This window comes from Microbacterium sp. 22242, from assembly GCF_052045495.1.
GTDB lineage: Bacteria > Actinomycetota > Actinomycetes > Actinomycetales > Microbacteriaceae > Microbacterium.
Map to the genome: position 1 here is coordinate 154,101 of NZ_JBQEOZ010000007.1, position 23,190 is coordinate 177,290.

25 protein-coding genes and 2 tRNA genes are annotated in these 23,190 nt (G+C 70.8%); 14 read left to right on the forward strand and 13 right to left on the reverse strand.

Annotated elements, in window-relative coordinates; all coding sequences use genetic code 11:
* Positions 1-255 precede the first annotated feature (255 nt).
* Positions 256-1,227, forward strand: coding sequence for a DsbA family protein (locus ACTJJZ_RS10085; RefSeq protein WP_440721049.1), 972 nt, complete (start codon positions 256-258; stop codon positions 1,225-1,227).
* Between the two features lie 82 nt (positions 1,228-1,309).
* A tRNA-Thr gene (locus tag ACTJJZ_RS10090) sits at positions 1,310-1,385 on the forward strand.
* Between the two features lie 53 nt (positions 1,386-1,438).
* Here ACTJJZ_RS10090 and ACTJJZ_RS10095 read toward each other — a convergent pair.
* On the reverse strand, positions 1,439-2,071 hold the full coding sequence (locus ACTJJZ_RS10095) for an SOS response-associated peptidase family protein (RefSeq protein ID WP_440721050.1): 633 nt from the start codon (positions 2,069-2,071) through the stop codon (positions 1,439-1,441).
* A gap of 68 nt (positions 2,072-2,139) precedes the next feature.
* Between ACTJJZ_RS10095 and ACTJJZ_RS10100 the strand changes: the two genes are divergently transcribed.
* On the forward strand, positions 2,140-3,150 hold the full coding sequence (locus tag ACTJJZ_RS10100; protein WP_440721051.1) for a DMT family transporter: 1,011 nt from the start codon (positions 2,140-2,142) through the stop codon (positions 3,148-3,150).
* Here the strand turns inward: ACTJJZ_RS10100 and ACTJJZ_RS10105 are convergent.
* Both ACTJJZ_RS10105 and msrB read right to left on the reverse strand, forming a co-directional pair.
* Positions 3,131-3,664: a nitroreductase family protein gene (locus ACTJJZ_RS10105; RefSeq protein WP_440721052.1), complete on the reverse strand. Its 534-nt coding sequence runs from the start codon at positions 3,662-3,664 to the stop codon at positions 3,131-3,133. The genes ACTJJZ_RS10100 and ACTJJZ_RS10105 overlap by 20 nt on opposite strands.
* A complete protein-coding gene (gene msrB, locus ACTJJZ_RS10110; RefSeq protein WP_440721053.1) occupies positions 3,661-4,101 on the reverse strand; it encodes a peptide-methionine (R)-S-oxide reductase MsrB in 441 nt (146 codons plus the stop codon). Before msrB ends, ACTJJZ_RS10105 begins: the two co-directional genes overlap by 4 nt.
* 105 nt (positions 4,102-4,206) lie before the next feature.
* On the opposite strand from msrB, the gene ACTJJZ_RS10115 reads away from it, so the two are divergent.
* The 3 genes from ACTJJZ_RS10115 (at position 4,207) to groL (ending at position 6,873) form a co-directional block, all read left to right on the forward strand.
* A complete protein-coding gene (locus ACTJJZ_RS10115; RefSeq protein WP_440721054.1) occupies positions 4,207-4,461 on the forward strand; it encodes a DUF3263 domain-containing protein in 255 nt (84 codons plus the stop codon).
* A gap of 71 nt (positions 4,462-4,532) precedes the next feature.
* Positions 4,533-5,135, forward strand: a complete 603-nt coding sequence (locus tag ACTJJZ_RS10120; protein ID WP_440721055.1) for a LytR C-terminal domain-containing protein — start codon at positions 4,533-4,535, stop codon at positions 5,133-5,135.
* Between the two features lie 118 nt (positions 5,136-5,253).
* On the forward strand, positions 5,254-6,873 hold the full coding sequence (gene groL, locus ACTJJZ_RS10125; protein WP_440721056.1) for a chaperonin GroEL: 1,620 nt from the start codon (positions 5,254-5,256) through the stop codon (positions 6,871-6,873).
* Positions 6,874-7,135: 262 nt separating this feature from the next.
* Here the strand turns inward: groL and ACTJJZ_RS10130 are convergent, their stop codons facing one another.
* From ACTJJZ_RS10130 to ACTJJZ_RS10140, 3 genes are all read right to left on the reverse strand, one after another.
* Positions 7,136-7,423, reverse strand: a complete 288-nt coding sequence (locus ACTJJZ_RS10130; RefSeq protein WP_440721057.1) for a WXG100 family type VII secretion target — start codon at positions 7,421-7,423, stop codon at positions 7,136-7,138.
* Positions 7,424-7,586: 163 nt separating this feature from the next.
* On the reverse strand, positions 7,587-9,293 hold the full coding sequence (locus ACTJJZ_RS10135; RefSeq protein WP_440721058.1) for a sensor histidine kinase: 1,707 nt from the start codon (positions 9,291-9,293) through the stop codon (positions 7,587-7,589).
* Positions 9,294-9,296: 3 nt separating this feature from the next.
* Entirely contained in the window at positions 9,297-9,989 is a 693-nt protein-coding gene (locus ACTJJZ_RS10140) for a response regulator transcription factor (RefSeq protein ID WP_308489382.1), read from the reverse strand.
* Positions 9,990-10,076: 87 nt separating this feature from the next.
* On the opposite strand from ACTJJZ_RS10140, the gene ACTJJZ_RS10145 reads away from it, so the two are divergent.
* Together ACTJJZ_RS10145 and ACTJJZ_RS10150 are read left to right on the forward strand one after the other, a co-directional pair.
* On the forward strand, positions 10,077-10,670 hold the full coding sequence (locus ACTJJZ_RS10145; RefSeq protein ID WP_440721059.1) for an NADPH-dependent FMN reductase: 594 nt from the start codon (positions 10,077-10,079) through the stop codon (positions 10,668-10,670).
* Positions 10,671-10,763: 93 nt separating this feature from the next.
* Complete coding sequence (locus tag ACTJJZ_RS10150) at positions 10,764-10,901, forward strand: hypothetical protein (RefSeq protein ID WP_440721060.1); 138 nt, start codon at positions 10,764-10,766, stop codon at positions 10,899-10,901.
* 27 nt (positions 10,902-10,928) lie between these two features.
* Here ACTJJZ_RS10150 and ACTJJZ_RS10155 read toward each other — a convergent pair whose 3' ends face one another.
* From ACTJJZ_RS10155 to ACTJJZ_RS10175, 5 genes are all read right to left on the reverse strand, one after another.
* Positions 10,929-12,401 carry a DUF222 domain-containing protein gene (locus ACTJJZ_RS10155; protein ID WP_440721061.1) on the reverse strand — a complete coding sequence of 491 codons (1,473 nt, stop codon included), beginning with the start codon at positions 12,399-12,401 and terminating at the stop codon, positions 10,929-10,931.
* A 224-nt stretch (positions 12,402-12,625) separates the two neighbouring features.
* Positions 12,626-14,269: a DNA repair helicase XPB gene (locus ACTJJZ_RS10160; RefSeq protein ID WP_440721062.1), complete on the reverse strand. Its 1,644-nt coding sequence runs from the start codon at positions 14,267-14,269 to the stop codon at positions 12,626-12,628.
* Between the two features lie 92 nt (positions 14,270-14,361).
* Positions 14,362-14,895 carry a MauE/DoxX family redox-associated membrane protein gene (locus tag ACTJJZ_RS10165; RefSeq protein WP_440721063.1) on the reverse strand — a complete coding sequence of 178 codons (534 nt, stop codon included), beginning with the start codon at positions 14,893-14,895 and terminating at the stop codon, positions 14,362-14,364.
* 223 nt (positions 14,896-15,118) lie between these two features.
* The gene (locus ACTJJZ_RS10170; RefSeq protein WP_440721064.1) at positions 15,119-16,879 is read right to left on the reverse strand and encodes a helicase-associated domain-containing protein; all 1,761 of its coding nucleotides are present in this window, start codon (positions 16,877-16,879) and stop codon (positions 15,119-15,121) included.
* A 20-nt stretch (positions 16,880-16,899) separates the two neighbouring features.
* Positions 16,900-17,190 (reverse strand): multidrug ABC transporter ATPase, encoded by a 291-nt coding sequence (locus ACTJJZ_RS10175; protein ID WP_440721065.1) that lies wholly within the window; start codon positions 17,188-17,190, stop codon positions 16,900-16,902.
* 115 nt (positions 17,191-17,305) lie between these two features.
* On the opposite strand from ACTJJZ_RS10175, the gene ACTJJZ_RS10180 reads away from it, so the two are divergent.
* Positions 17,306-17,686 (forward strand): cold-shock protein, encoded by a 381-nt coding sequence (locus tag ACTJJZ_RS10180; RefSeq protein WP_440721066.1) that lies wholly within the window; start codon positions 17,306-17,308, stop codon positions 17,684-17,686.
* Complete coding sequence (locus ACTJJZ_RS10185) at positions 17,670-18,389, forward strand: DUF3027 domain-containing protein (RefSeq protein ID WP_440721067.1); 720 nt, start codon at positions 17,670-17,672, stop codon at positions 18,387-18,389. Before ACTJJZ_RS10180 ends, ACTJJZ_RS10185 begins: the two co-directional genes overlap by 17 nt.
* A gap of 75 nt (positions 18,390-18,464) precedes the next feature.
* Here the strand turns inward: ACTJJZ_RS10185 and serC are convergent, their stop codons facing one another.
* On the reverse strand, positions 18,465-19,577 hold the full coding sequence (serC, locus tag ACTJJZ_RS10190) for a phosphoserine transaminase (protein ID WP_440721068.1): 1,113 nt from the start codon (positions 19,575-19,577) through the stop codon (positions 18,465-18,467).
* Between the two features lie 155 nt (positions 19,578-19,732).
* Between serC and ACTJJZ_RS10195 the strand changes: the two genes are divergently transcribed.
* From ACTJJZ_RS10195 to ACTJJZ_RS10210, 4 genes are all read left to right on the forward strand, one after another.
* Positions 19,733-20,425: a metal-dependent transcriptional regulator gene (locus ACTJJZ_RS10195; protein WP_440721069.1), complete on the forward strand. Its 693-nt coding sequence runs from the start codon at positions 19,733-19,735 to the stop codon at positions 20,423-20,425.
* A 305-nt stretch (positions 20,426-20,730) separates the two neighbouring features.
* Entirely contained in the window at positions 20,731-21,576 is an 846-nt protein-coding gene (locus ACTJJZ_RS10200; protein ID WP_440721070.1) for a M23 family metallopeptidase, read from the forward strand.
* Positions 21,577-21,871: 295 nt separating this feature from the next.
* The gene (locus ACTJJZ_RS10205; RefSeq protein ID WP_440721071.1) at positions 21,872-22,369 is read left to right on the forward strand and encodes an HNH endonuclease; all 498 of its coding nucleotides are present in this window, start codon (positions 21,872-21,874) and stop codon (positions 22,367-22,369) included.
* 31 nt (positions 22,370-22,400) lie between these two features.
* Positions 22,401-22,474 (forward strand) — tRNA-Arg (locus ACTJJZ_RS10210).
* A gap of 218 nt (positions 22,475-22,692) precedes the next feature.
* Here ACTJJZ_RS10210 and ACTJJZ_RS10215 read toward each other — a convergent pair.
* On the reverse strand, positions 22,693-23,037 hold the full coding sequence (locus tag ACTJJZ_RS10215; protein ID WP_440721072.1) for a histone-like nucleoid-structuring protein Lsr2: 345 nt from the start codon (positions 23,035-23,037) through the stop codon (positions 22,693-22,695).
* Positions 23,038-23,190: the final 153 nt, after the last annotated feature.

A 23,190-nucleotide genomic window follows, 5' to 3' on the forward strand; every position in this document is an offset into this window, starting at 1 on the left:
GTAGTGAGGAAGCGGCGGGGGTGAGCCGCCGTGGCCCGCCATCGGGCCGGGATCAGTATGACATGCGGGAGCGGGAAGCGTCCACCGTCCGGCGTCTCGTGGCCGGCCGGACCCGCCGAGGCCGACGGCTCGCAGGTTGCGGCCAGCGCCCGTCTGGGCATTTCTCAGCCTGCCTGGCTAGCATCGGACATGCCGCGCCGCGCATGGTCGCCGTGGCGCTCAGGGGATGCCCGTCCCCGGGAATCAAGAGGAACGATGTCGAGCGACGAAACGCCGAACGTCCCCACGCCCTCGCATTCGCGTGCGGCCGTGCGGGAGAAGGCCCAGCAGGTGAACGCCCAGCAGTCCCGCGCCAGGATCCTGCGACGCGTGGGCATCGGACTGGCCGCGATCGTGGTGGTGGGCGCCGCCGGCGGCGCCGTCGCCTGGGCCGTCGGATCCGCCATCTCGAAGCCCTCGGTGGCGCCGTCGAACCTGCACGACGACGGCGTTCTCGTGAGCAAGGGCGACTTCGCGAAGACCTCGAGCGGATCCGCCACCGCGTCCCCGTCGGCGACGCCCACGCCCGCCGGCACCCCGGCGCCGGCTCCGGCGTCGACCACGTCCTCGCCCAGTCCGACCAGTGCGGGCACGGTCGACATCCACATCTACGTCGACTACCTGTCCCCGGGCGCCGGCGACTTCGAGCGCGCCAACGCGAAGCAGCTCGCCACCTGGGTAGAGCAGGACGCGGCGACCGTGACGTACCACCCGGTCGCGCTGCTGACGGCGAACTCGAACGGGACCAAGTACTCGCTGCGTGCCGCGTCGGCCGCGGCCTGCGTCGCCTCCGAGCAGCCGGACGCGTTCTACGCCTACAACCACGCACTGCTCTCCGACCAGCCCAAGCTCGACAGCGACGGCAAGACCGACGCGGAGCTCGCGGATCTCGCGACGGCGAGCGGCGTCAAGGACGCGAAGGGCCTGAAGGACTGCATCGCCAAGGCGACCTACGCCTCCTGGGTGAAGGACGCGACCACCCGGGCGCTCGACGGCCCGCTGCCCGGCTCCAAGAAGCTCGTGCTGACCGGCGCGCCGACGATCGTCGTGAACGGCCAGGCCTACGCCGGTTCGCTGACCGACGCGGCCGAGTTCAGTCAGTTCGTCCTCTCCGTCGCGAGCGACGCGTACTACGGCACTCCGGGGCCGACCTCGATCCCGACCCCGACGGTGACGCCCACCTCCTGACGCGCGCTCTCGCGCCCTTCCGCCGCGCGCGAGGGCGCGGCCCGGAGTTGCTACCCTGGGAGCGGCTCTCGGGCCACTCCTCGCCTCCTTAGCTCATCTGGTAGAGCAGCGGCCTTGTAAACCGCAGGTGGCCGGTTCGAGTCCGGCAGGAGGCTCCACCCTCGGTCCGGACCGGGTGCATCCCACGGGGTGCCTGCGTGCGGCGTCCGCCTCAGGGAGCGCTCGTCATGGCTGCGGCCCGCACCTGCCGTGTCTCGTCCGCAGCGGCCAGCAGCGCCTCGTCCATGAGCTCCCTCGTGGCCGCTCCTGCCAGCCAATCGGCCGCGAAGCCCGGCGGCAGCAGCACCGGCATGCGGTCGTGAACACCCGCCAGGCGCTCCGGCGCGGGCTGCATCACGATCGAGTAGCAGGTGAACCAGGACCCGTCCTCGGTGCGCCCGCGCTGGGTCACCGCGGCCATGCCGAAGAGAGCGCCGTCCAGTCCGAACTCGTGCCAGACCCCGGCCGGCTTCTGCAGTTCGAACCAGCGCGTGGCCGGCACGATCGCCCGCCCGCGCAGTCCGCCCGGCCGATCCTGCAGCCGTTCCGAACGGGTGTTGATCGAGGGGAAGCGCGACGGCCGCCCGTCGATGAGGAATCCCCACCAGCCGAGCTCGAGCGCCGGCGCATCATCCCCGGGCACCACGATCGGGTTCAGGTTGCGCAGGTTCCGGCCGGTCGGGCGCAGCGTCTCGTCGGCGTTGCGCCGCGCCCACGCCCTGATGCCCTCCATCAGCTCGTCGTCGGCCTCCTCGATGAGCTGCTGATCGCTGAAACGAGGATCCAGTCCGTAGCTCGCGCACATGCGTGGAGCGTACCTCCGTGCGCCGACATCGCGACAGGCGTCGCGGGCCGGCGGGTAGGCTCGGAGCGATGACGGGTCAGGGGCGGACAGTGCGCGGGGCGACCGCCCTCGCACTCGGCGGGGCCGTCGCGATCGGCGCGATGACGGCGATCCAGGCCCGGGTGAACGGCCAGCTCGGCGTGCGAATCGGCAACGGCATCCTCGCCGGCTTCGTCTCGTTCGCGGTCGGCCTGGTGCTGCTGTGCGTCCCCGTGCTCCTGACCCGCTCCGGACGTGCCGGGCTCGGGCGGTTGTGGACCGGGATCCGCACCCGCAGAGCGCCCTGGTGGATGCTGGTCGGCGGGGCGTGCGGCGCGCTCACGGTCTCCACCCAGGGCCTGGTGGCTGGTGTGCTGGGCGTGGCGCTGTTCACGGTCGGCGTCGTCGCCGGGCAGACGCTGCACGGCCTGCTGCTGGACCGGTTCGGCTTCGGACCGGCCGGCGTCGTCGCGATCACGCCGGGGCGGTTGCTGGGCGGCCTGTTCGCCCTCATCGCGGTCGGCGTCTCGCTCGGCGGCGACGTGCTCGCCCGGGCGCCGCTGTGGATGCTCCTGCTGCCCTTCCTGACCGGCGCCGGGATCGCCTTCCAGTCGGCCGTGAACGGGCGGCTCGGCCAGCGCATCGCGTCGCCGCTCGCCGCGACGTTCATGAGCTTCGTCGGCGGTGTGGTGGTGCTCGCCCTCGCGGCCGGCGCGAGCATGCTGTTCCGGGGCGGCCCCGCACCGTTCCCGCTGAGCCTCCCCGGGGACGGCTGGCTGTATCTCGGCGGCCTGCTCGGCGCCGCCTACATCCTGCTCGGTGTCGTGATCGTGGCGCGCACCGGCGTGCTGCTGATGGGCCTGGGCGCCGTGCTCGGCCAGCTGGTGGTCTCGGTGCTCATCGACCTGGTCTGGCCGCCCGCGGCGGGTCCTGCCGCCTGGCAGGTCGCCCTCATGGTCGCCGCGGCGGTGGCGTCGGTCCTCGTCGCGCTGCCGTGGCGGAGACGCGGGCGCGGCGCCGGTTCGAGCGGCGCGGAGCGGATCAGCGCGGCAGAGCGGTGAGCAGCCGGTCGGCGTCGACGGAGCGACGGGTGCCGGGGGAGCGGCTCGGCTTGCCGCCGACGTAGAGCCAGCCCAGCAGCGCCTCGTCCGGTCCCAGGCCGTGCAGCTCCGCGACCTCGGCGGATCGGGTGTAGTCGCCTGTCCGCCAGATCACACCCCAGCCGGCCTCGTCCAGCAGCAGGCTGAGGACGTGCGCGACGCCCGCGGCGGTGGCCTCCTGCTCCCAGTGCGGCACCTTCTCGCTGGGCCGGTGGCTCACCACCACGGCGATCAGCAGCGACGCGCGCAGCGGCTTCGTGGAGGGCTCCGGATCGTGCCGCACGGTCGAGATCGCCCGGCCCAGCCGCACCCGGTCCTCGCCGCGCAGTTCGATGAGCCGCCACGGCTGCAGCGACGAGTGATCGGCCACGCGTCCCGCGGCGGCGATGAGGGGCAGCAGCTCCTCGCGGCTCGGCGCCTCCGGGGTGACCTTCGACCAGGACTGACGGGCGCGCACGGCCTCGAGTGCGCTCATACGCCGCTGTCGTCCGACTGCGCCGCGTCCGACTGCGCCGCGTCCGGCTGGAACGAGAGCGCGATCGAGTTCATGCAGTAGCGGTCGCCGGTCGGGGTGCCGAAGCCGTCGGGGAACACGTGGCCGAGATGCGAGCCGCAGTTCGCACAGCGCACCTCGGTGCGGACCATGCCCAGGCTGGTGTCCTCGATCAGCTCGACGGCCTCGGGGCGCACCGACTCGTAGAAGCTCGGCCACCCGCAGCCGGAGTCGAACTTGGTGCCGCTGCGGAACAGCTCGGCCCCGCACGCGCCGCAGGTGTACAGCCCTGCGCGGTGCTCGTCGAGCAGTTCGCCGGTCCAGGGGCGCTCGGTGGCGGCTTCGCGCAGCACGGCGTACTGCTGCGGGGCGAGCTCGGCGCGCCACTCGGCATCGGTCTTGGTCACATGGTGCGACATGGATCCTCCCGGGGGTCGTGTCCATTCTCCCGCGATCCTGGGCCGTCGGCGTCGCGGCCCGCGCGCCGTCCAGGGACCGGACGATCGCGGACGTACCCTGAAGGCGTGACCGACCTCCTCAGCGACCGCGATCGCGTGATCCTCGACTTCGAGGCGCGGCGTCCCGGGCACTCCAGCGCGAAGGAGGAGGCGATCCGCGCCGAACTGCAGCTGACGCCGGCGCGCTACTACCAGTTGCTCGATCGCGTGATCGACACCGAGCCGGCCCTGGCCGCGGATCCGCTGCTGGTGCGCCGCCTGCGCCGGATCAGGGACGAGGCGGCGCTTCGCCGCTCCGGCCGCACCGCCTCCGCGGGCTGACCGGCGCGCCGCCACGGTGCAGGGTCCGTGCCTCTCGGGATCCGCAGGCCCGCTCCGGATAACATCGGGGGATGCCTGAACCCGCGCGCGACCGATTCGACGTGATCCCTCATTCGCAGGGACGCGTCGGCGCCCACCGTGCCGAGAACCCCGGGATGCACGGATGGTTCGTGCTGCTGTGGGCGGCCGTCGCGACCGTCGTGCTCATCGCGGCGGGGATCTTCCTCGCGATGCTCGCGATGGGCCGGATCGGGTTCGACGCGACGCCCGCGCCGACGGCCTCACCGACCGCCACCGCCGCCAAGCCCGCGCTGGACACGTCGTTCGCCGTGTTCGTGCTGAACGGCACCACGGCGACGGGACTCGCCACGGCCACCCGCGACACCGTCGTCAACGCCGGCTTCTCCGCGGGCTCCGTCGCCGCCGCCGACGCCGACAAGCAGGATCTCGCGGTCTCCGTGGTGTACTACCAGACCCCGGCGGACAAGGCCGGAGCCGAGGCCCTCGCGTCGCTGCTCGGGGTCTCCCGGATCGCGCAGAGCGACGTCTATTCCAACGACGTCGTCGCCGATCAGAAGCAGCTCACCGTCGTGCTGGGCGCCGACCTCGCGAAGAATGCGCCGAGCGTCCAGCCGACACCCTCCGACACGGCCACGGACGGCTCGGGCGGCTGACGCCCCGCGCCGTCCCGGCGGCTTGCACTCTCAGGGGGCGAGTGCCAGACTGGGTTTAGCACTCGACTGATCTGAGTGCTAAACCCAATGTCTACGTCCAGGAGGGACGACAGTACTCATGGCAAAGATCATCGCTTTCGATGAGGAGGCCCGCCGCGGCCTCGAGCGCGGCCTGAACATCCTGGCCGACGCGGTCAAGGTGACCCTCGGCCCGCGTGGCCGCAACGTCGTGCTCGAGAAGAAGTGGGGCGCCCCCACCATCACGAACGACGGTGTGTCCATCGCCAAGGAGATCGAGCTCGACGACCCGTACGAGAAGATCGGCGCGGAGCTCGTCAAGGAGGTCGCGAAGAAGACCGACGACGTCGCCGGAGACGGCACCACCACCGCCACGGTGCTCGCCCAGGCGCTCGTCCGCGAGGGCCTGCGCAACGTCGCGGCCGGCGCCGACCCGATCAGCCTCAAGCGCGGCATCGAGAAGGCCGTCGACGCGATCACCGCCGAGCTGCTCTCCTCCGCCAAGGAGATCGAGTCCAAGGAGGAGATCGCCGCCACCGCATCGATCTCGGCCGCCGACCCCGCGATCGGCGAGCTCATCGCCGAGGCCATCGACAAGGTGGGCAAGGAAGGCGTCGTCACGGTCGAGGAGTCGCAGACCTTCGGCACCGAGCTCGAGCTCACCGAGGGCATGCGCTTCGACAAGGGCTACCTGAACCCGTACTTCGTCACGGACCCGGAGCGCCAGGAGGCCGTCTTCGAGGACCCGTACATCCTCATCGCGAACCAGAAGATCTCGAACATCAAGGATCTGCTGCCCATCGTCGACAAGGTGATCCAGGACGGCAAGGAGCTCGTCATCATCGCCGAGGACGTCGAGGGCGAAGCCCTCGCGACGCTGGTGCTGAACAAGATCCGCGGCATCTTCAAGTCCGTCGCCGTGAAGGCTCCGGGCTTCGGCGACCGCCGCAAGGCGCAGCTGCAGGACATCGCGATCCTCACCGGCGGCACCGTGGTCACCGAGGAGGTCGGTCTCAAGCTCGAGAACGCGACCCTCGACCTGCTGGGCCGTGCACGCAAGGTCATCGTCACCAAGGACGAGACCACGATCATCGAGGGCGCCGGCGACGCCGAGCAGCTCGCCGGTCGCGTGACCCAGATCCGTCGCGAGATCGAGAACACCGACAGCGACTACGACCGCGAGAAGCTGCAGGAGCGCCTCGCCAAGCTCGCCGGCGGCGTGGCCGTCATCAAGGCGGGCGCGGCCACCGAGGTCGAGCTCAAGGAGCGCAAGCACCGCATCGAGGACGCCGTCCGCAACGCGAAGGCGGCCGTCGAGGAGGGCATCGTCGCCGGTGGTGGCGTCGCCCTGATCCAGTCCGGCACGAAGGCCCTCGCGGCCCTCGAGCTCACGGGTGACGAGGCGACCGGCGCGAACATCGTGCGCGTCGCGATCGAGGCGCCGCTCAAGCAGATCGCACTGAACGCCGGCCTCGAGCCGGGTGTCGTCGCGAACAAGGTCTCCGAGCTGCCCGTCGGACACGGCCTCAACGCCGCGACCGGCGAGTACGGCGACATGTTCGCGCAGGGCATCATCGACCCGGCCAAGGTGACCCGCTCGGCGCTGCAGAACGCCGCGTCGATCGCCGGCCTGTTCCTCACCACCGAGGCGGTCGTCGCCGACAAGCCGGAGAAGGCCTCGGCCCCGGCCGGCGACCCGTCCGGCGGCATGGACTTCTGAGTTCAGAGCCCCTATCGAGAAGGCCCCCGGGATCCGTCCCGGGGGCCTTCTCCGCATCCGCGGCGGGAGCACCCACGCCCGGATCCCTCCACGTCCGGATCCCTCCGAGGCTTGGGGGCCTCCAGGGCTTGGGGACCTCCGGGGCCGGAGGACCTCCGCGGCAGGGCGGTTCGCGCTTCGGGCCGACGCCGGAGGGCCGACGCCGGAGGACCGGCTCGACCCGGGCGGCTCGACCCGGGCGCCGGCCCGACCGGGGCGCGCCTCAGCGGAACAGCGAAGCCGAATAGTCCTCGGCCTGTGCATACTGCTGCCCCGCGGCGCTCATCGCTTGGGCGATCGCGGCCAGGGCCTCCTCGACGTGCGCATAGGCTCCGCGCCACTGCTCGGCCGCGCCCTGGCAGGCGACGGCGGCCGCGCCCGTCCAGGACGGTTGCAGGCCGGTGAGCTGGGCCATCAGGGTGGTCGCCTCGGCCTGCAGGCGATCCACGGTGCCGCGCACGGCGTTCGTGGTCGACAGCACGGCATCGGTGTCAACGGTGTAGACGGACATTTCGGATCCTTTCGTCGAGCGGGTTCTCGCCGCCGACGCTAGGCGGCCGCCCTGCCCGCGCGGAGCCACGGGCCGCGATCCGTGAGAAGAACCGCCGCACCGCTCGCTGTGCGGGGTCAAGCCGGTCCCGGCGTGATCCGCCTCCGGCGGTCCGGCAGGATCCTCAGCGCGGCAGGTCGAGCGGCTCGATCGGCTGCGTGTCCTGCAGCAGGTGCTCCGGTGTGTCGCGGGAGGGCGCCAGCGGCAGCGAGACGGTGAACGTCGCCCCGCCGCCGGGGGTTTCGGTGACCCGCACCGAACCGTGGAAGGCGCGCACGATCGAGGCCACGATCGCGAGCCCGAGCCCCGCTCCGCCGGTGTCGCGGGTGCGCGACGAGTCCGCCCGCCAGAAGCGCTGGAAGATCTGATCCCTGATCTGCTCCGGCACGCCCTCGCCGTGGTCGACGATGGAGAACCAGCCCACGCCGCGATGGCGGTCCGCGCCTACGACGACCTCGATCGGGGAGTCGGCGGGCGAGAAGCGCCGTGCGTTCCCGAGCAGGTTCGCGATCACCTGGCGCACCTTGTTCTCCTCGCCGAGCACGATCGGCGGGGTGGAGACGGGCACCACGACGGCCTCGGAGAAGTCGATCTCCGGCAGCGGCTCGTCCTCCCTGGGGCGGCGCCGCAGGATCGCCGGGATCCTGCCGCGCGGCGGCACGGCCCGTGGCGTCGGAACCGCCCGGGTGATCGCCGTGACGGAGGGCTCGGCCGGGGCGGGCGGAGCCTCGGCGGTCATGTCGATGACGGTGACCGGACGCTGCGGCGCCGCCGCGCGGAGGTCGAGCGCGGCGTCCTGTGCGAGGGGACGGAGATCGAGCGGTTCGATCGTGAGCTGGCGCTGCTCGTCGAGGCGGGCGAGGGCGAGCAGATCCTCGACGAGCACGCCCATCCGCAGCGCCTCCTTCTCGATCCTGTCCATCGCGCGTGCGGTGTCCTCGTCGCCCTTGATCGCGCCCATGCGGTACAGCTCGGCGTATCCGCGCACGCTCACCAGGGGAGTGCGCAGCTCGTGGCTCGCGTCGCCGATGAAACGGCGCATCTGCTGCACCGTGCGATCTCGCTGGGCGAGCGAGGCGTCGACGCGGTCCAGCATCGTGTTGATGGCGCTGTTCAGCCGCCCGACCTCGGTGGTCGGCTCGAGATCGGTGAGCCGCTGGCTGAAGTCGCCGGCGGCGATCGCCATGGCCGTGGACTCGACCCGGCCGAGCCGGCGGAACGTCAGGGTGACCAGACCGCGGGTGAGCAGCGCGCCGATGATGATCGTCACCAGCGCGACCGTCGTGAACACGCCGAAGAACGTCGCGATGATGCGGTCGACCTCGTCCAGCGACAGCGCGACGACCTGCGTGTAGGTGACGTTCGTGTTGGGATCCTCGCGCACGGCGACCGCGGCGCGGAACTCGGATCCGTCCTTGCCGGTCAGCACGCGCGGCTCGCTCCGCTCCGCGTCGAGCGTCGCCTCGGCGAGCGGATACCCGACCGGGAAGTCGGGCCTGACCGCCTTCTGGGTGCCTCCGCCGGAGTAGACCAGCTGTCCCTCGGTGTTGTAGATCGCGACGAAGTAGTCCGAGAGCCGCAGCGTCTCGTCCTTCAGTGTCACCCTCAGCTTCCCCGAGCCGTCCGGGGCGATCGTCGCGAGGTCGCTCGTCACCAGGGTCGGCAGCTGCGACTCGACGTTGTTGATCAGCAGGTTGCGCAGGATCGGCATCGTGCCGATTCCGGTGACGACGAGACCCAGCGCGAGCACGCCGACGGTGACGCCGGTGACCTTGGCCCGAAGGCTGATCCGACGCCACCACCGAGTGATCGCATCAGGCTTGTTCGCCATCCGCTACGCGGGCTTTCCCACCTTGAGCATGTAGCCGAAGCCGCGCTTGGTCTGGATGACGGGCTCCTCGGTGTGCGGATCGATCTTGCGGCGCAGGTACGAGATGTAGCTCTCCACGATGCCGGCGTCGCCGTTGAAGTCGTACTCCCAGACGTGGTCGAGGATCTGCGCCTTCGACAGCACGCGGTTCGGGTTCAGCATGAGGTAGCGGAGCAGCTTGAACTCGGTGGGGCTGAGCTCGATGGGGGAGGAGCCGACGAAGACGTCGTGCGTGTCCTGGTCCATCGACAGCTCTCCGGCGCGGATCACCGACTCCTCGTCGGCCTGCATGGTCCGGCGCAGGATGGCCTGCGCACGGGCGACGATCTCGTCGAGGGCGAACGGCTTGGTGACGTAGTCGTCGCCTCCGGCGTTGAGCCCCTCGATCTTGTCCTCGGTGTCGTCCTTCGCGGTGAGGAACAGGATCGGCGCGGTGAAGCCCGCGCCGCGCAGGCGCTTGGTGACGCTGAACCCGTTCATGTCCGGCAGCATCACGTCGAGGATGATGAGGTCGGGCTCCTCCTCCAGCACCGCGGAGATCGTGGCGGCGCCGTTGGCGACCGTCTTCACCGAGAATCCGGCGAAGCTCAAGCCCGTGGAGAGGACATCGCGGATGTTGGGTTCGTCGTCGACGACCAGGATGCGCGCTTCAGTCATGCCCCCATTATGGTGACCCGATCGGTGTTCGCGCTGATTGCGTGCGATTCCCTGGTGAAGCAAGGGTCGCCGGTGCAGAGTGTTGGCATGAAGATCGACATCATCGAGCATGAGCCGCCGTACCGCGTCGGCGTCATCATCGGCAGCCTGTCCCGCGACTCCATCAACCGCCGCCTCGCCGGTGCCCTGGAGAGGCTCGCCCCTCCCGAGTTCGAGTTCTTCGAGATCTCCTATGCGGATCTGCCGCTCTACAATCGCGATTTCGATGCCGACTATCCCCAGGTCGCGATCGACTTCAAGGAGGCGGTCGCGGAGGCGGACGCGCTGCTGTTCGTGACGCCCGAGTACAACAGGTCGCTCCCTGGTGCGCTGAAGAACGCGATCGACTGGGGGAGCCGCCCGTGGGGGCAGAACGCGTGGGCGAACAAGCCCACCGGCGTCATCGGCGCCTCCTCCGGCGCCATCGGCACAGCCCTCGGCCAGCAGTCGCTGCGCGGCACCCTGAGCTTCCTGAACGTGCGGCAGATGACCTCGCCGGAGGCCTACATCCAGTACCGGCCCGGTCTCGTGGACGACGACGGCAAGGTCACCGTGCCGGAGACGGAGGAGTTCCTGCGGACGTTCGTCATGGCGTTCGCGGAGCACGTGCTGCGCGTGCTCACGGTCATCCCGCGGCCCTGACGGCCGTCCCCCCGAAGGGGATCCGGGTCGGCGCGGATCCGGATCGGCGCGGATCCGGATCCCCTTCCCGAGCCGCGAGGTACGATCCCGAGCATGGACGACGAGGAGTACGGCGGCGACTCCGCGTGCTGGCTCTCGAAGGTGTGCCCGGAGTGCGGCGCGCTGCTCGATGACGTCGCCGCCCCCTGCTGGCGCTGCGGCCTGGAGCCCGGCGACCCGCCGCGAGGCTGAGACCCGGCTCGCGGGCCACGGCTCGCGTCAGGCTGCGGGCCGGAATCGTCGGGGTGGCGGGTCGATGTTGCCCCAGAGGTAGCGGAGCGGGAGTCGCGGGGGCAGGACGGTCTCGTTCCCGGAGGAATCGTGCAGGACGAGGCCGCCGCACTCCTCCCGGGTGATCGACCATCCGCTGTGGTGGAGTTGCATGTGGTGGAAGCGGCAGAGCAGAATGCCGCGGTCTATGTCGGTGCGTCCCTGGTCTCGGTGCCACTCGTCGATGTGGTGGGCTTCGCAGTACGACGTCGGCCGATCGCACCCCGTCCACCGGCATCCGCCGTCGCGGATCGCGAGGGCGATGCGTTGCCGTGAGGTGAACAGGCGTTGTTCCCGCCCGACGTCCAACGGGTTTCCACACGCGTCGACGGTGATGGTCACCGTTCCGGCCTCGCAACGGCGGCGTTCGGCCACGGGGGCGGGCAGGGAGCGGAGCCCGTCTTCGGCGACCGTGACCTTCCCTACGGTGCCGTCCGCGTCGATGGCCTGTACGAGCCTCAGCCCGGCTTGCCGGGTGCCGAACACGGCTGCCGGGTCGGCGAGGGCTCCGGCGCCGATCACGTCCAGGAGCAGATCGTAGGAGAGCTGATCGTTCGTGCGGGGATCGGCGACGAGCTCACCCGCAGCGGACTTCTCGTCCGGGTCGACGAACCGGGGCCCACCGCGGCGCGGGCGCAGTGCGGCGGCGAACAGCGAGGCCACGAACGCGCCGCCCTCGTCATCGAACGCGATCGATGCCCGCCGCATCCCTTCGCCGTCCAGCCAGGTCCGGAACGACCGATTCTCGTATCGCGCGAGGAACCGCGCCTCGGCGCCTTCGGGATCGAGCAGATCCCGGACCGTCCGGGCAGACGCGGCCAGTTCTTCCACAGTCCGCACGGATGCTTCATCGACGAGCTGCTTCGCCGCGTGAGCCCACGCCTCGTCGGCGCCGGAGGGTGGTTCGCCGAGTCCACGCCGGATCGCGTCGAACTGCGCCGATGTCAGCATCCCGCTCCGCAACGCGACTCGCAGCACCTGCCGCGGATCGTGCATTTCCGGCTGCTCCGACGACAGCCCGTCGGCGGAAGCGGAGTCCAGGACGTCCCCGGCCTCACGCGCACCGGGACGGGCCGCCGTACGGTCGAGCAGCGCCTCGCCGACGCGCACCTGTCGCGCCGCCTCACCTTTCGTCAGACCGCCGATCTCCTGGATCAGCGAGGTCGCGGATCGGTGTCCGAGTCGTTGCGCGAGCCCGGCGTGCCCGGCATCGCGGGTCGAGCGGTCCGCGATCACGCCGGCGCTGATCGCCTCGATCTGCTCCACGAGCCGTCCGATCTCGCCGGCCTCACGGCGCACCGCGACGGCCTCGGCGTCGGCCAAGCCCTCGATCACGGTCTGCACCGCGGACGCGCTCGCACCGGAACCGATCCGCCCGGCGAGGGTGGGGATCAGCGTCGCGATCGTCTCCAAAGTTGCCATACCCCGATTCTCCGACCGGCCACCGACATTCGAAGACATGTACGAGGCGATAGGCGAAGCCACAGTGTCACGGATCGATAACGTTCGAGTGCGCAATCGCTGCTGAGGGGGCGCCGAAGACGGGGCGCGTACCGGTCACCGCGCGATGCCTGAACGTGGGGCGGTCTCGCACTCGACCGGTTCGCGCCGAACGACGAGACGCAGATCTCCAGTGCGGCAGAGCGTCAGGCGGCTTCGAGGTCGTGTGCGTCCATGATCGTGTAGCTGTAGCCCTGCTCGGCGAGGAAGCGCTGGCGGTTCTGCGCGTAGTCCTGGTCGATCGTGTCGCGCGCGATCAGCGTGTAGAAGCTGGCCGTGTGCCCGGACTGCTTCGGCCGCAGCAGACGGCCAAGACGCTGGGCCTCCTCCTGGCGGGAGCCGAAGGATCCGGACACCTGGATCGCGACAGAGGCCTCGGGCAGATCGATCGAGAAGTTGGCGACCTTCGAGACCACGAGCAGCTCGATCTCGCCCTCGCGGAACTGCCGGTACAGCTCCTCGCGCTCGTCCACCGGGGTGGCGCCCGTGATCGAGGGGGCGTTCAGCGCCTCGGACAGCTCTTCGAGCTGGTCGAGGTACTGCCCGATCACGAGGATCCGCTCGCCCGGATGCTTGGCGATGAGTTCCCGCACCGCCGAGATCTTCGCCGGAGCCGAGGCGGCCAGGCGGTAGCGCTCGTCGTCGGTCGCGGCGGCGTATTCGAGACGCTCGTCCGGCGGCAGGTCGACCCGCACCTCGTAGCAGGCGGCGGGGGAGATGAACCCCTGCGCCTCGATCTGCTTCCACGGCGCGTCGAACCGCTTCGGGCCGATCAGGCTGAACACGTCGCCCTCGCGGCCGTCCTCGCGGACCAGGGTCGCGGTGAGGCCGATCCGGCGCCGTGCCTGCAGGTCGGCGGTGAGTTTGAACACCGGCGCCGGCAGCAGATGCACCTCGTCGTAGACCACCAGTCCCCAGTCCATCTCGTCGAGCAGGGAGAGGTGCGCGTACTGCCCCTTCCGCTTCGCGGTGAGGATCTGGTAGGTCGCGATCGTGACCGGCTTGACCTCCTTCACCTGCCCCGAGTACTCGCCGATCTCCTCGGCGGTGAGGCTGGTGCGCTTGATCAGCTCGTCGCGCCACTGCCGCGCCGAGACCGCGTTCGTGACGAGGATGAGCGTCGTGGTCTTCGTGGCCGCCATCGCGCCCGCGCCGACGATCGTCTTGCCGGCCCCGCAGGGCAGCACGACGACACCGGATCCGTCCTTCGAGTACGCGTCGACGGCCTGGCGCTGATACGGACGCATCTCCCAGCCGTCCTCGGCAAGGGAGATCTCGTGCGGCGTGCCGGGCGTGTAGCCGGCGAGGTCTTCTGCGGGCCAGCCGATCTTCAGCAGCTCCTGCTTGATCTGGCCCCGGGCCCAGGCGTCGACCACATAGGAGTCGGGGGAGGGGTGGCCGACCAGCAGCGGCTGGATCCGCTTGTTCCCGGCGACCTGCGTGAGCACCGCGGGATCCGTCGAGCGCAGCACGAGCGCGCCCTCCTCGTCGCGCTCGATCACGAGCCGGCCGTACCGGTTCACGGTCTCGCGGATGTCCACTGAGACCGACGGCGGCACCGGGAAGCGCGACCAGCGGTCCAAGGTCTCCAGCATGTCCTCGGCCGTGTGCCCTGCCGCCCTCGCGTTCCACAACCCGAGACGGGTGATCCGGTAGGTGTGGATGTGCTCGGGCGCGCGCTCCAGCTCGGCGAAGATCGCCAGCTCGTGGCGGGCGCTCTCGGCGTCGGCGTGCGCGACTTCGAGCAGCACGGTGCGGTCGCTCTGGACGATCAGCGGGCCATCAGACATAGCGGACCAGTCTACCGGGCGCGTCCGGTGCTCGGCGTGGCGGTGCTCACGACAACGTTGCGACCCCGCGGCCCGCGGGCGGGACGCGCTCCTCAGGTCCGCACGGGCGCCCTCCGATGGTCAGCGCGCCGCGCGAAGCCCCATAGGACTCCCAGACCCGCCGCCACCGTTAGCCCGATCAGAACCTCGGTCTGGTTCTGCACGAGGACCAGCTGATGCGGCGCCGCGAACGAATCGATCGCCAGGACTACGGCGACGATCAGGTTGCGGACGATGAGCGCAGGCCCGACCCGTTGCCGGAGGACGCTTCCGAAACATCCGCAATCGGTGACGATGCGCCGAGCGGTTGCCGAGATCGCGACCCCGGCGAACCCGAGGAAGAGGACTGCAGCGGCGATGGTCGAGATCGGCAGGCCTGCGCCGAGGATGAGGCAGCCCGCAAGGAAGACCTCTATGGCGGGAAGGACGATCGCCACTGCCTCGGATTGGCGTGGCCCCGTGATCCGGTATGCACGAACATCGCGTACAGCGGCCGTGTATCTCTGGGCGTACTTGCCGTACGCGCTGAGCGTGAGGAGTACCCCGATGATGATCCGGAGAATCCCGAGGATGATGAGCAGGATCATTGTTCACCTCGGCCACCGAGGATCCGACCCGCCGGCCAGAAAACGCCTTCTGTCCATGTCTCCTCCTCGAAGACCTGGAGATCTCAAACCTGAAGTCGGGTTTCGGGCCCACCGGCGTCCTGATCGGAGAACTCCAACCATTGTGCCTGGACGCGGTGTGCGCCCGACTTCTGCATATACCCGTCCGTCGGCCGCTGTCAAGCACCGCCGATGGGTAGGCGACTCAGGAGCCGGATTCCTCGACGGCGCGGGTGGACAGGATCGAGCGGAGCGGCAGGGTGCGCTCGACGTCGCTCGCGCGGTCCCTGCCGCGCAGGCGCCCGCCGCCGAATCCCGTCACCTCGAGGATCAGCTCGCGGGTGGAGCCGTCCGGCATCGCCACCGAGACGGCGACCACTGAGCGCTGCTTCGCCGCGTGCTCCAGTTCGCGCTCCAGCCAGGCCGTGTCGGCGTCCGCCCCGCCGGCCGCACGCAGCCGCGCGATCAGCGGCGCATAGCGGTCCACCGTGGGCTCCTCGGCGGGAGCCGGCGGGGCGAGGGTGCGCGAGGGGCGCTCCATGCCGCCGCGCTCATCGACGAGCGCCGCCGGGTAGTGCTCGTCGCTGAGCGCCCAGAACACCGTGTCGCGGTTCACCCGGGTGGTCAGCGCGTCGCCCTCCGGGATCAGCCCGAGCGGTCGCAGCGCCTGGTCCACGCCGATCGCCTGCAGCAGGTGAGGGTCGTCGCTGCGCACGCGGGTTCGTCCGGTGTCCGGATCCGTTCCGACCTGCACCTGACCGTGACGGCTGGCGCTCTGGGTGAGCAGGTAGCGCAGCGGCTGCGGCACGCCGGTGAGCGAGATCTCCTCGAGGAAGGCGACGATGCCCGCGGCCGTCTCGCCCGCCGACAGGGCGCTCGTGAGCGAGTCCGCGGTGAAGCGGTACGACGAGGCCTGGCTGGCGGACTCGCGCGCGGCCATTCCGCGCAGGCGCAGGTCGTGGGCGGGCAGGAGCGGACCGGGAGCGATCGCGGTGAGGTCGTTCTGCAGGAAGATCCGGTCGACCTCGGCCGGCACGAAGTCGGCGAGCCCGGACGGGTCGGGATCCGCGCCGCGTCGCGCTGCGGCCGCCCAGGGCGTCTCCGCCGGCTCGGGGCCGTCCTCGGTCCTTGCCTCGTCCTCGGTCACCAGCCCCAGCAGGCGCGCCTGCCGGATCAGAGCTTCGGCCTTCGCGGGCCACGTCCCGTCCCAGGGATGCTCGAGCGGCCAGCAGGCGAGCGGGATCCAGCCGCCCTCGGCGGTCCGCAGCGCGGGCGGAAGCGCCGCGCGGAAGCCGACCACGAGCTGCGCCCAGCGCGCCGGACCGGGCAGACGCAGCCAGGCCGCGCCGACGTCCGCGAGCCGCAGCGTGCGCTCCACGGGGCGGAGCAGGCCCGCACCGGAACCGAGCGCGAGCAGGTCATCGATGAGCGGCGTCGCATCCGGAAGTCCGCGTTCGATCAGCCGGCGCTTCTCGGACAGGCCGACGGTGCCGCCGGCGAGCAGCGCGAGTGGGGCCTCCTCGGCCAGCAGCAGGGCGTCGGCGAGCGTCGCGACCGTGGTGAAGGCGCGCTCGGCCGCCCGCGCCGTCGACGTCTCGTCCGCGGGCTCCGGCTCGGCGGCATGCTCGGCGAGCGGCGCGGGGGCCGGCCGGCCGGCGACCGCCGCGGCGACGGACGGGGGGACGGATCCGCCGGAGGGGGACAGCAGCGCGAGCGCGCGCAGCGTGGGGGCAGCCGCGCCGGGATCGCCGCCGTCCACCGCACGCGAAAGCGCCCCCGCCTCCGCACGGGTGAGGCGGGGCAGGATCCGGCCCAGCGACGCCGGGTCGAGCAGCGCCTCCGCGGCGTCGAAGAAGTCGTTCCACGGGACCTCGGGGCGCACCTCGCGGCGCGCGAACAGCGCAGCCAGCTCGTCGTCCGCGCGCGCGGACAGCGCTTCGGCGAGAAGTCGCGCGTGCGTGCTCATGGCACCAGCGGTCGCCGGCGTCAGGAACGCCGGGCGGCTCGGCCTCTCCGCACGAAGCTCATGATGAGCAGCACGACGATCATCAGGAACGCGATCGGCAGGCCCCAGAACGGGAAGACCCCCACGATCGGCCAGGCGCCGTGCAGGAAGTCGGCCTGCTTCATGCCCACGGCCGTGCCGATGATGATCATGAAGAAGCAGATCACGGAGAGCGCCGCGAGGCCGAGGGAGGCGAAGGTGAGGAACCGATCGATCGCACGGATCTCGGGCTCGTCCTGCTGCGGCCGCTGGCTCTTCGGCGGGGTGCTCATCCGTCTCAGCCTACCCGTTCGCGGCCCGGTAGGCTGGTGGGGTGCGGGGCTTCCGCACCCGTGTTCAGATCGGATCCGCACGGATCCGTCATCCCGAAAGCAGCGAGGTTCTCCCATGCCCACCGGCAAGGTCAGGTTCTACGACGACGAGAAGGGGTTCGGCTTCATCACCAGCGATGACGGCCAGGACGTCTTCCTGCACGCCACGTCCCTCCCCGCCGGCGCCACGGTCAAGGCCGGCTCCCGCGTGGAGCTCGGCGTCGCCGACGGCAAGCGCGGACTGCAGGCGCTCTCGGTGCGCGTGCTCGAGGCGCCGGTGAGTCTGGCGAAGTCGAAGCGCAAGCCCGCAGACGACATGGCGGTGATCGTGGAGGACCTGGTCAAGCTCCTCGACGGCATCGGCGGCGATCTCCGCCGTGGCCGCTATCCCTCCTCCGGACACGGCCGCAAGATCGCGGCGGTGCTGCGCAGTGTGGCCGATGACTTCGATGCCTGAGGCCGGGTCCGGCGAATCCGCCGAAGACGTCCGCACCGCGACCGCCGACGTCGACGCGCCATCCGCCGACGCGGCTGCGCGCACGGGGACGACCCCGTACCTCAGTGAGCGGCTGCTCGACGCGCGCGACCTGGCGCTCGCCGCGCTGCACGAGATCACCCCGGCGTCGACGGTCGGCCCCCCGGCCGGGTACCTGCCGGAGGCCGACGGTGTGATCTCGCTGCGGTTCGAGAACCGCCTGGCGGGCTACCCCAGCTGGTACTGGACGGTCACGGTCGCTCAGGTCGGCGACGAGGAGCCCACCGTGCTCGAGACGGAGTTGCTGCCGGGCGCCGGCGCGCTGCTGGCTCCGGAGTGGGTGCCCTGGGCCGAGCGCCTTGCGGAGTACCGCGCCCACCAGGCCGAGCTCGCAGCGGAGGCGGAGCAGGAATCCGCTGACGCCGATGCCGCGGAGGGCGCGGCGGCCGCCGACGACCTCTCCGACGAGGAGATCCTCGACGAGGACGTGCTCGATGACGACGAGCTCGACGAGGAGGACGAACTCGACGACGATGAGGATCCCGCGCCGCGGCTGCACGCCGGGGACGTGGACGGCGTGGACATCGACGAGCTCGACGACTCGGTCGCCGAGGACGAGTTCGACGGATCAGACGAGGATGACGACGACCAGGACGACGAGGGCGACGACTCCGAAGAGGAATGACGCCGCACGCCCCGCGCACATGAGAAAAGGCGCCGCCCTCCGGCGGCGCCTTTCCCATGCCGGCGAGGCGGCCGGTCAGGCTCCCTGGTGCTCCAGCACGTAGTCGATCGCGCGGATCAGCTGGCGCACGTCGTCCGGCTCGATCGAGACGAACGTCGCGATGCGCAGCTGATTGCGGCCGAGCTTGCGGTACGGCTCGGTGTCGACGATGCCGTTGGCGCGCAGCGTCTTCGCGACCGCGGCGGCGTCGACCGACTCAGCGAAGTCGATGGTCGCGACCACGGGGGAGCGGTCGGCAGGATCCGCCACGAACGGCGTGGCCACCGGGGAGGCCTCGGCCCAGCGGTACAGCTCCTGCGACGACTCGTTCGTCCGGGCCGCGGCCCAGGCGAGCCCGCCGTTGCCGTTGATCCACTGCAGCTGCGAGTCCAGCAGGTGCAGCGTGGTCAGCGCGGGGGTGTTCAGGGTCTGCTCGAGCCGCGCGTTGTCGACCGCGTTCTTCAGGCTCAGGAACTCCGGGATGTACCGCTCGGACGAGGCGATCCGCTCGATCCGCTCGATCGCCGCGGGCGAGACGGCGGCGAACCAGAGGCCGCCATCGGAGCCGAGGTTCTTCTGCGGGGCGAAGTAGTAGACGTCGGTCTCGGTGACGTCGAAGTCGATGCCGCCGGCAGCGCTGGTCGCATCGATCACGGTGAGCGCGCCGTCAGCGGGCACCCGCTGGATCGGCGAGGCGACGCCGGTCGAGGTCTCGTTGTGCGGCCAGGCGTACACGTCCACGCCGTCCACGACCTCCCAGACCGCGCGCGTGCCCGGCTCGGCCTTGCGCACGTCGGGATCCTGCAGCCACGGGGTCTTCGCGGCCGCGGCGAACTTGCCGCCGAACTCGCCGGAGACGAGGTTCTGGCTGCGGTTCTCGATCAGGCCGAACGCCGCGGCGTCCCAGAACGCCGTGGAGCCGCCGTTGCCGAGGATGATCTCGTAGCCCTCGGGCAGGCGGAAGAGGGCGGCGAGCTGCTCGCGGACGCTGCGCACCAGGTTCTTCACGGGCGCCTGACGGTGCGAGGTGCCCAGCAGGCTCGACCCGACAGCGGCGAGGGCCGCGACCTGCTCGGGCCGGATCTTGGACGGGCCGCATCCGAAGCGGCCGTCGACGGGCAGAAGTTCGCGGGGAATCTCGATCGCCATGGACCGAGTCTAGAGTTCGCGAAGGTCTGAGCCCGCCCCCGTGACACCCCGTGACGGGCGCTGTCCGGCGGGGTCCGGGCGCGGATCCCGGCCCCACCGCAGAAGGTAGGCTTGCCTAACAGCGCAGTGTGCGCGGCAGCAGGACAGGGGGATCGATGACCGATCTGATCGACACCACGGAGATGTACCTCCGCACCATCCTCGAACTCGAGGAGGAGAACATCGTGCCGCTCCGCGCGCGCATCTCCGAGCGCCTCGGCCACTCCGGCCCGACGGTGTCGCAGACGGTCGGGCGGATGGAGCGCGACGGCCTCGTCGTCGTCTCCGAGGACCGCCGCCTCGAGCTCACGGACGCCGGGCGGCGCAAGGCCGTGGACGTGATGCGCAAGCACCGTCTCGCCGAGCGGCTGCTGTCGGACGTGATCGGCCTGGACTGGGCCTACGTGCACGAGGAGGCGTGCCGCTGGGAGCACGTGATGAGCGAGCAGGTGGAGCGCCGACTGGTCGAGCTCCTCGGCCACCCGACCGAGTCGCCCTACGGCAACCCGATCCCGGGTCTGGACCAGCTCGGCGGCGCTCCGTCGCGCACGTTCGACGAGGGCGTGATCGGCCTGGTGGAGCACATGAACACGGCGGGCACTCCGACCGAGGGCACTGTGCGCCGGCTCGCCGAGCCGGCACAGGTCGACCCGGAACTGCTCGAGCAGCTCCGCGGCGCCGGGGTCGTGCCGGGGGCGCGCGGCCGATTCCGGTTCAACGAGGGCTACGTGCTCATCGAGGTCGACGGTCAGGACGAGGGCCTCGAGCTGCCGGTCGAGCTCGCGTCGCACATCTTCCTCGTCGCCTGACCTCCTCGCCGCCGGGCGTTCCTCGTCGCGCGCGCCGATCCGTCGGCGCTCCTGACGGCTGAGCCGACCGCGGATCCGCGTCGCGGTACGGGACCCGGGGGATACTCAGGATCGCAAGGGTGACATCAACGTCACGATCGGGTAACGTCGAGACGTCGTCGACGAAAGCCCGTCGGCGATGACCACGGCGGATGCCTTCCGGCTCGTCACCGCCGCGGACGACTTGTGCACGTGGCGCCCGAAGCCCGTGCAACGAATGACTGAGGACGAGCGGCGCCCTGCGCCGAGGTCTGGAGAACCCCCTTTTGGCTGCAGAGCTCGAAACGACCGAGAAGACCATCGCCGCGCGTCCGCCGCGCGGCCCGCAGAACAACCGCCCCCGGGTGCGCCTGGTGCGATCGATCCGCTCGGTCGCGATCCTCAGCGCGGTGGGCGCGCTGGTCACCGCGATCGCGCTGCCCGCGTTCGCGTCCAGCGCTCCGGCGACGCAGAGCGGTCCGGCTACGACGCAGCAGCTCGCAGCGGTCCATGCGCAGTCGATCGTCGTCGCCTCGGAGGCGACGTCGGCTCCCAGCGCCCGGAGCGGCTTCACCGCGACCACTCCGCAGGAGATCGCGCAGAAGAAGGCCGACGAAGCAGCCAAGGCCGCGGCGGCGAAAGCCGCCGAAGAAGCGGCAGCGGCGCGCCCCGCCACGGCCTCCGTGCGGACCGGCATGGCCGCGATCGCGCAACCCGGGCAGGTCATCTATCCGATGGCCGCCGGGTCCTACACGCTCACCGACGGCTACGGCGCGGCGCGCGGCGGCGGACGCATCCACACCGGTCAGGACTTCGCGGCCCCGGCCGGCACCCCGATCTACGCGGCGGCGGACGGCTGCGTCACGATCTCGTCCGACAGCTACGGCGGCTACGGCCAGACCATCGTGCTCGACCATCCGGCGCTGAGCGGGGCGAACCAGATCTCGACGCTGTACGGGCACATGACCGCCGGCAGCCGCGCCGTGCAGGCGGGCCAGTGCGTCACCGCCGGCCAGTACCTGGGCGAGGTCGGCAGCACGGGCTGGGTGTCCGGCTCGTGCCTGCACTTCGAGGTGTGGGTGAACGGCACGACGATCGATCCGCTCGCCTGGCTCGAGGCGAACGTCCGCTGAGCCGACACGGAGCGGTGTTCATCGGAAGTTCCCCGGAACGCCACGCAGCGATGCGTTAGCCTGAGTCCGTCGTCGCAAGGGCGGAGGAACTCGATGGAGCGAATACCGGCCATCCGAACCACGGATGCACTCGGTCGCCTCGTTCTTCGGCATTGCCCGCAGGAGCTGCACGGGATCCCCGTGCACGAAAGGCGCTGTCTCTCGTAGACAGCGCCTTTCGTCGTCCTGCGGGCCTTCCGCCTGCGCACGGTCGAGACACCGGGAAGCCGTCCCGGTGGGATCGAAGGGATGCAGGATGCGCACACTGGTGCTCAACGCAGGGTACGAACCGCTGGCGATCGTGTCTTTCCGACGCGCGCTGGTGCTGGTCATGAACAAGAAGGCGTCGATCGTCGAGTGCGTCGACGACGATCCGGTCTGGGCGGCGAGCGGGAGCTTCGACCGGCCGGCGGTCATCGTGCTCAGCCGCTACGTGCGCATGCCGAGATCCCGGTACGCTCCGGTGACCCGGCGCGGAGTGCTGCGACGCGACGGCAACCGTTGCGGATACTGCGGCAAGAACGCGTCCACCATCGACCACGTGCTGCCGCGGTCGCGCGGAGGCGCGAACTCCTGGGAGAACCTGGTCGCGTGCTGCCTGCGCTGCAACAACCTGAAGAGCGACCGCACCCCGCAGGAGATGGGGTGGCAGCTGCGCCTGACGCCGGGGCCGCCGCGCAACACGACCTGGACCGTGCGTGCGGCGGACCGTGACGATCCCAGCTGGGAGCCCTACCTGGCCATGGCGGCGTAGCGGGCGCGGCCGATCGGTAAACTGGAGGGGCGCCTTCGTAGCTCAGCCGGATAGAGCGGCCCTCTCCTAAAGGGCAGGTCGCAGGTTCGAATCCTGTCGGGGGCACGAGCCGCAGAGGACCGCCCCGGAGGGGTGGTCCTCTGCGGCTCTATACCTCCCGACAGGGGAGGCTCCGTTCGCCAGGAGGCTTCGCGCGCCGACCCGCCTCTCGACGCGGGCCGCCTCGGGATCTCGTCGGCGCGTGGAGGGGCGAATGGAGAGGCGGGGGCACGAAGAGGGACGACCGCCCGCGGGCGGTCGTCCCTGTCTCGCTACGGGGGACTTCAGTTCGCGGCGCGATAGGCGTCGATGACCTCGGCCGGGATGCGGCCGCGCTCGGACAGCTTGTAGCCGTTCTCGCCGGCCCAGGCGCGGATCGATGCGGTCTCGGGGTTGCGGTTCGCGCGCTTCGCCGACGCTGCGGGGCGCCCGTTCCCGGTCCGCTGGGTGCGCCGGCCGGCGGAGACGTAGGGCGCGAGAGCTTCGCGCAGCTCCGCGGCGTGCGCTCCGGTCAGGTCGATTTCGAAAGCGGATCCGTCGAGCGAGAAATGCACGGTCTCGCCTTCGCCGACTTCGAGAACAGTGCCGTCGATATCGTCGACGAGCTGATGAACGATTTTGCGTGCCATGGCGACAAACCTACGGGCAGGAATTGCGCATGGCAATGATTGGAATGCGGAATGTCATGCGTGTCCCTGATCGGCCGGCTTCAATCCGACAAAGCACTCGACCAGGCCGAGGATGATCAGGAAGCGGATCCAGGACACCTCGGCAGGAGTAGG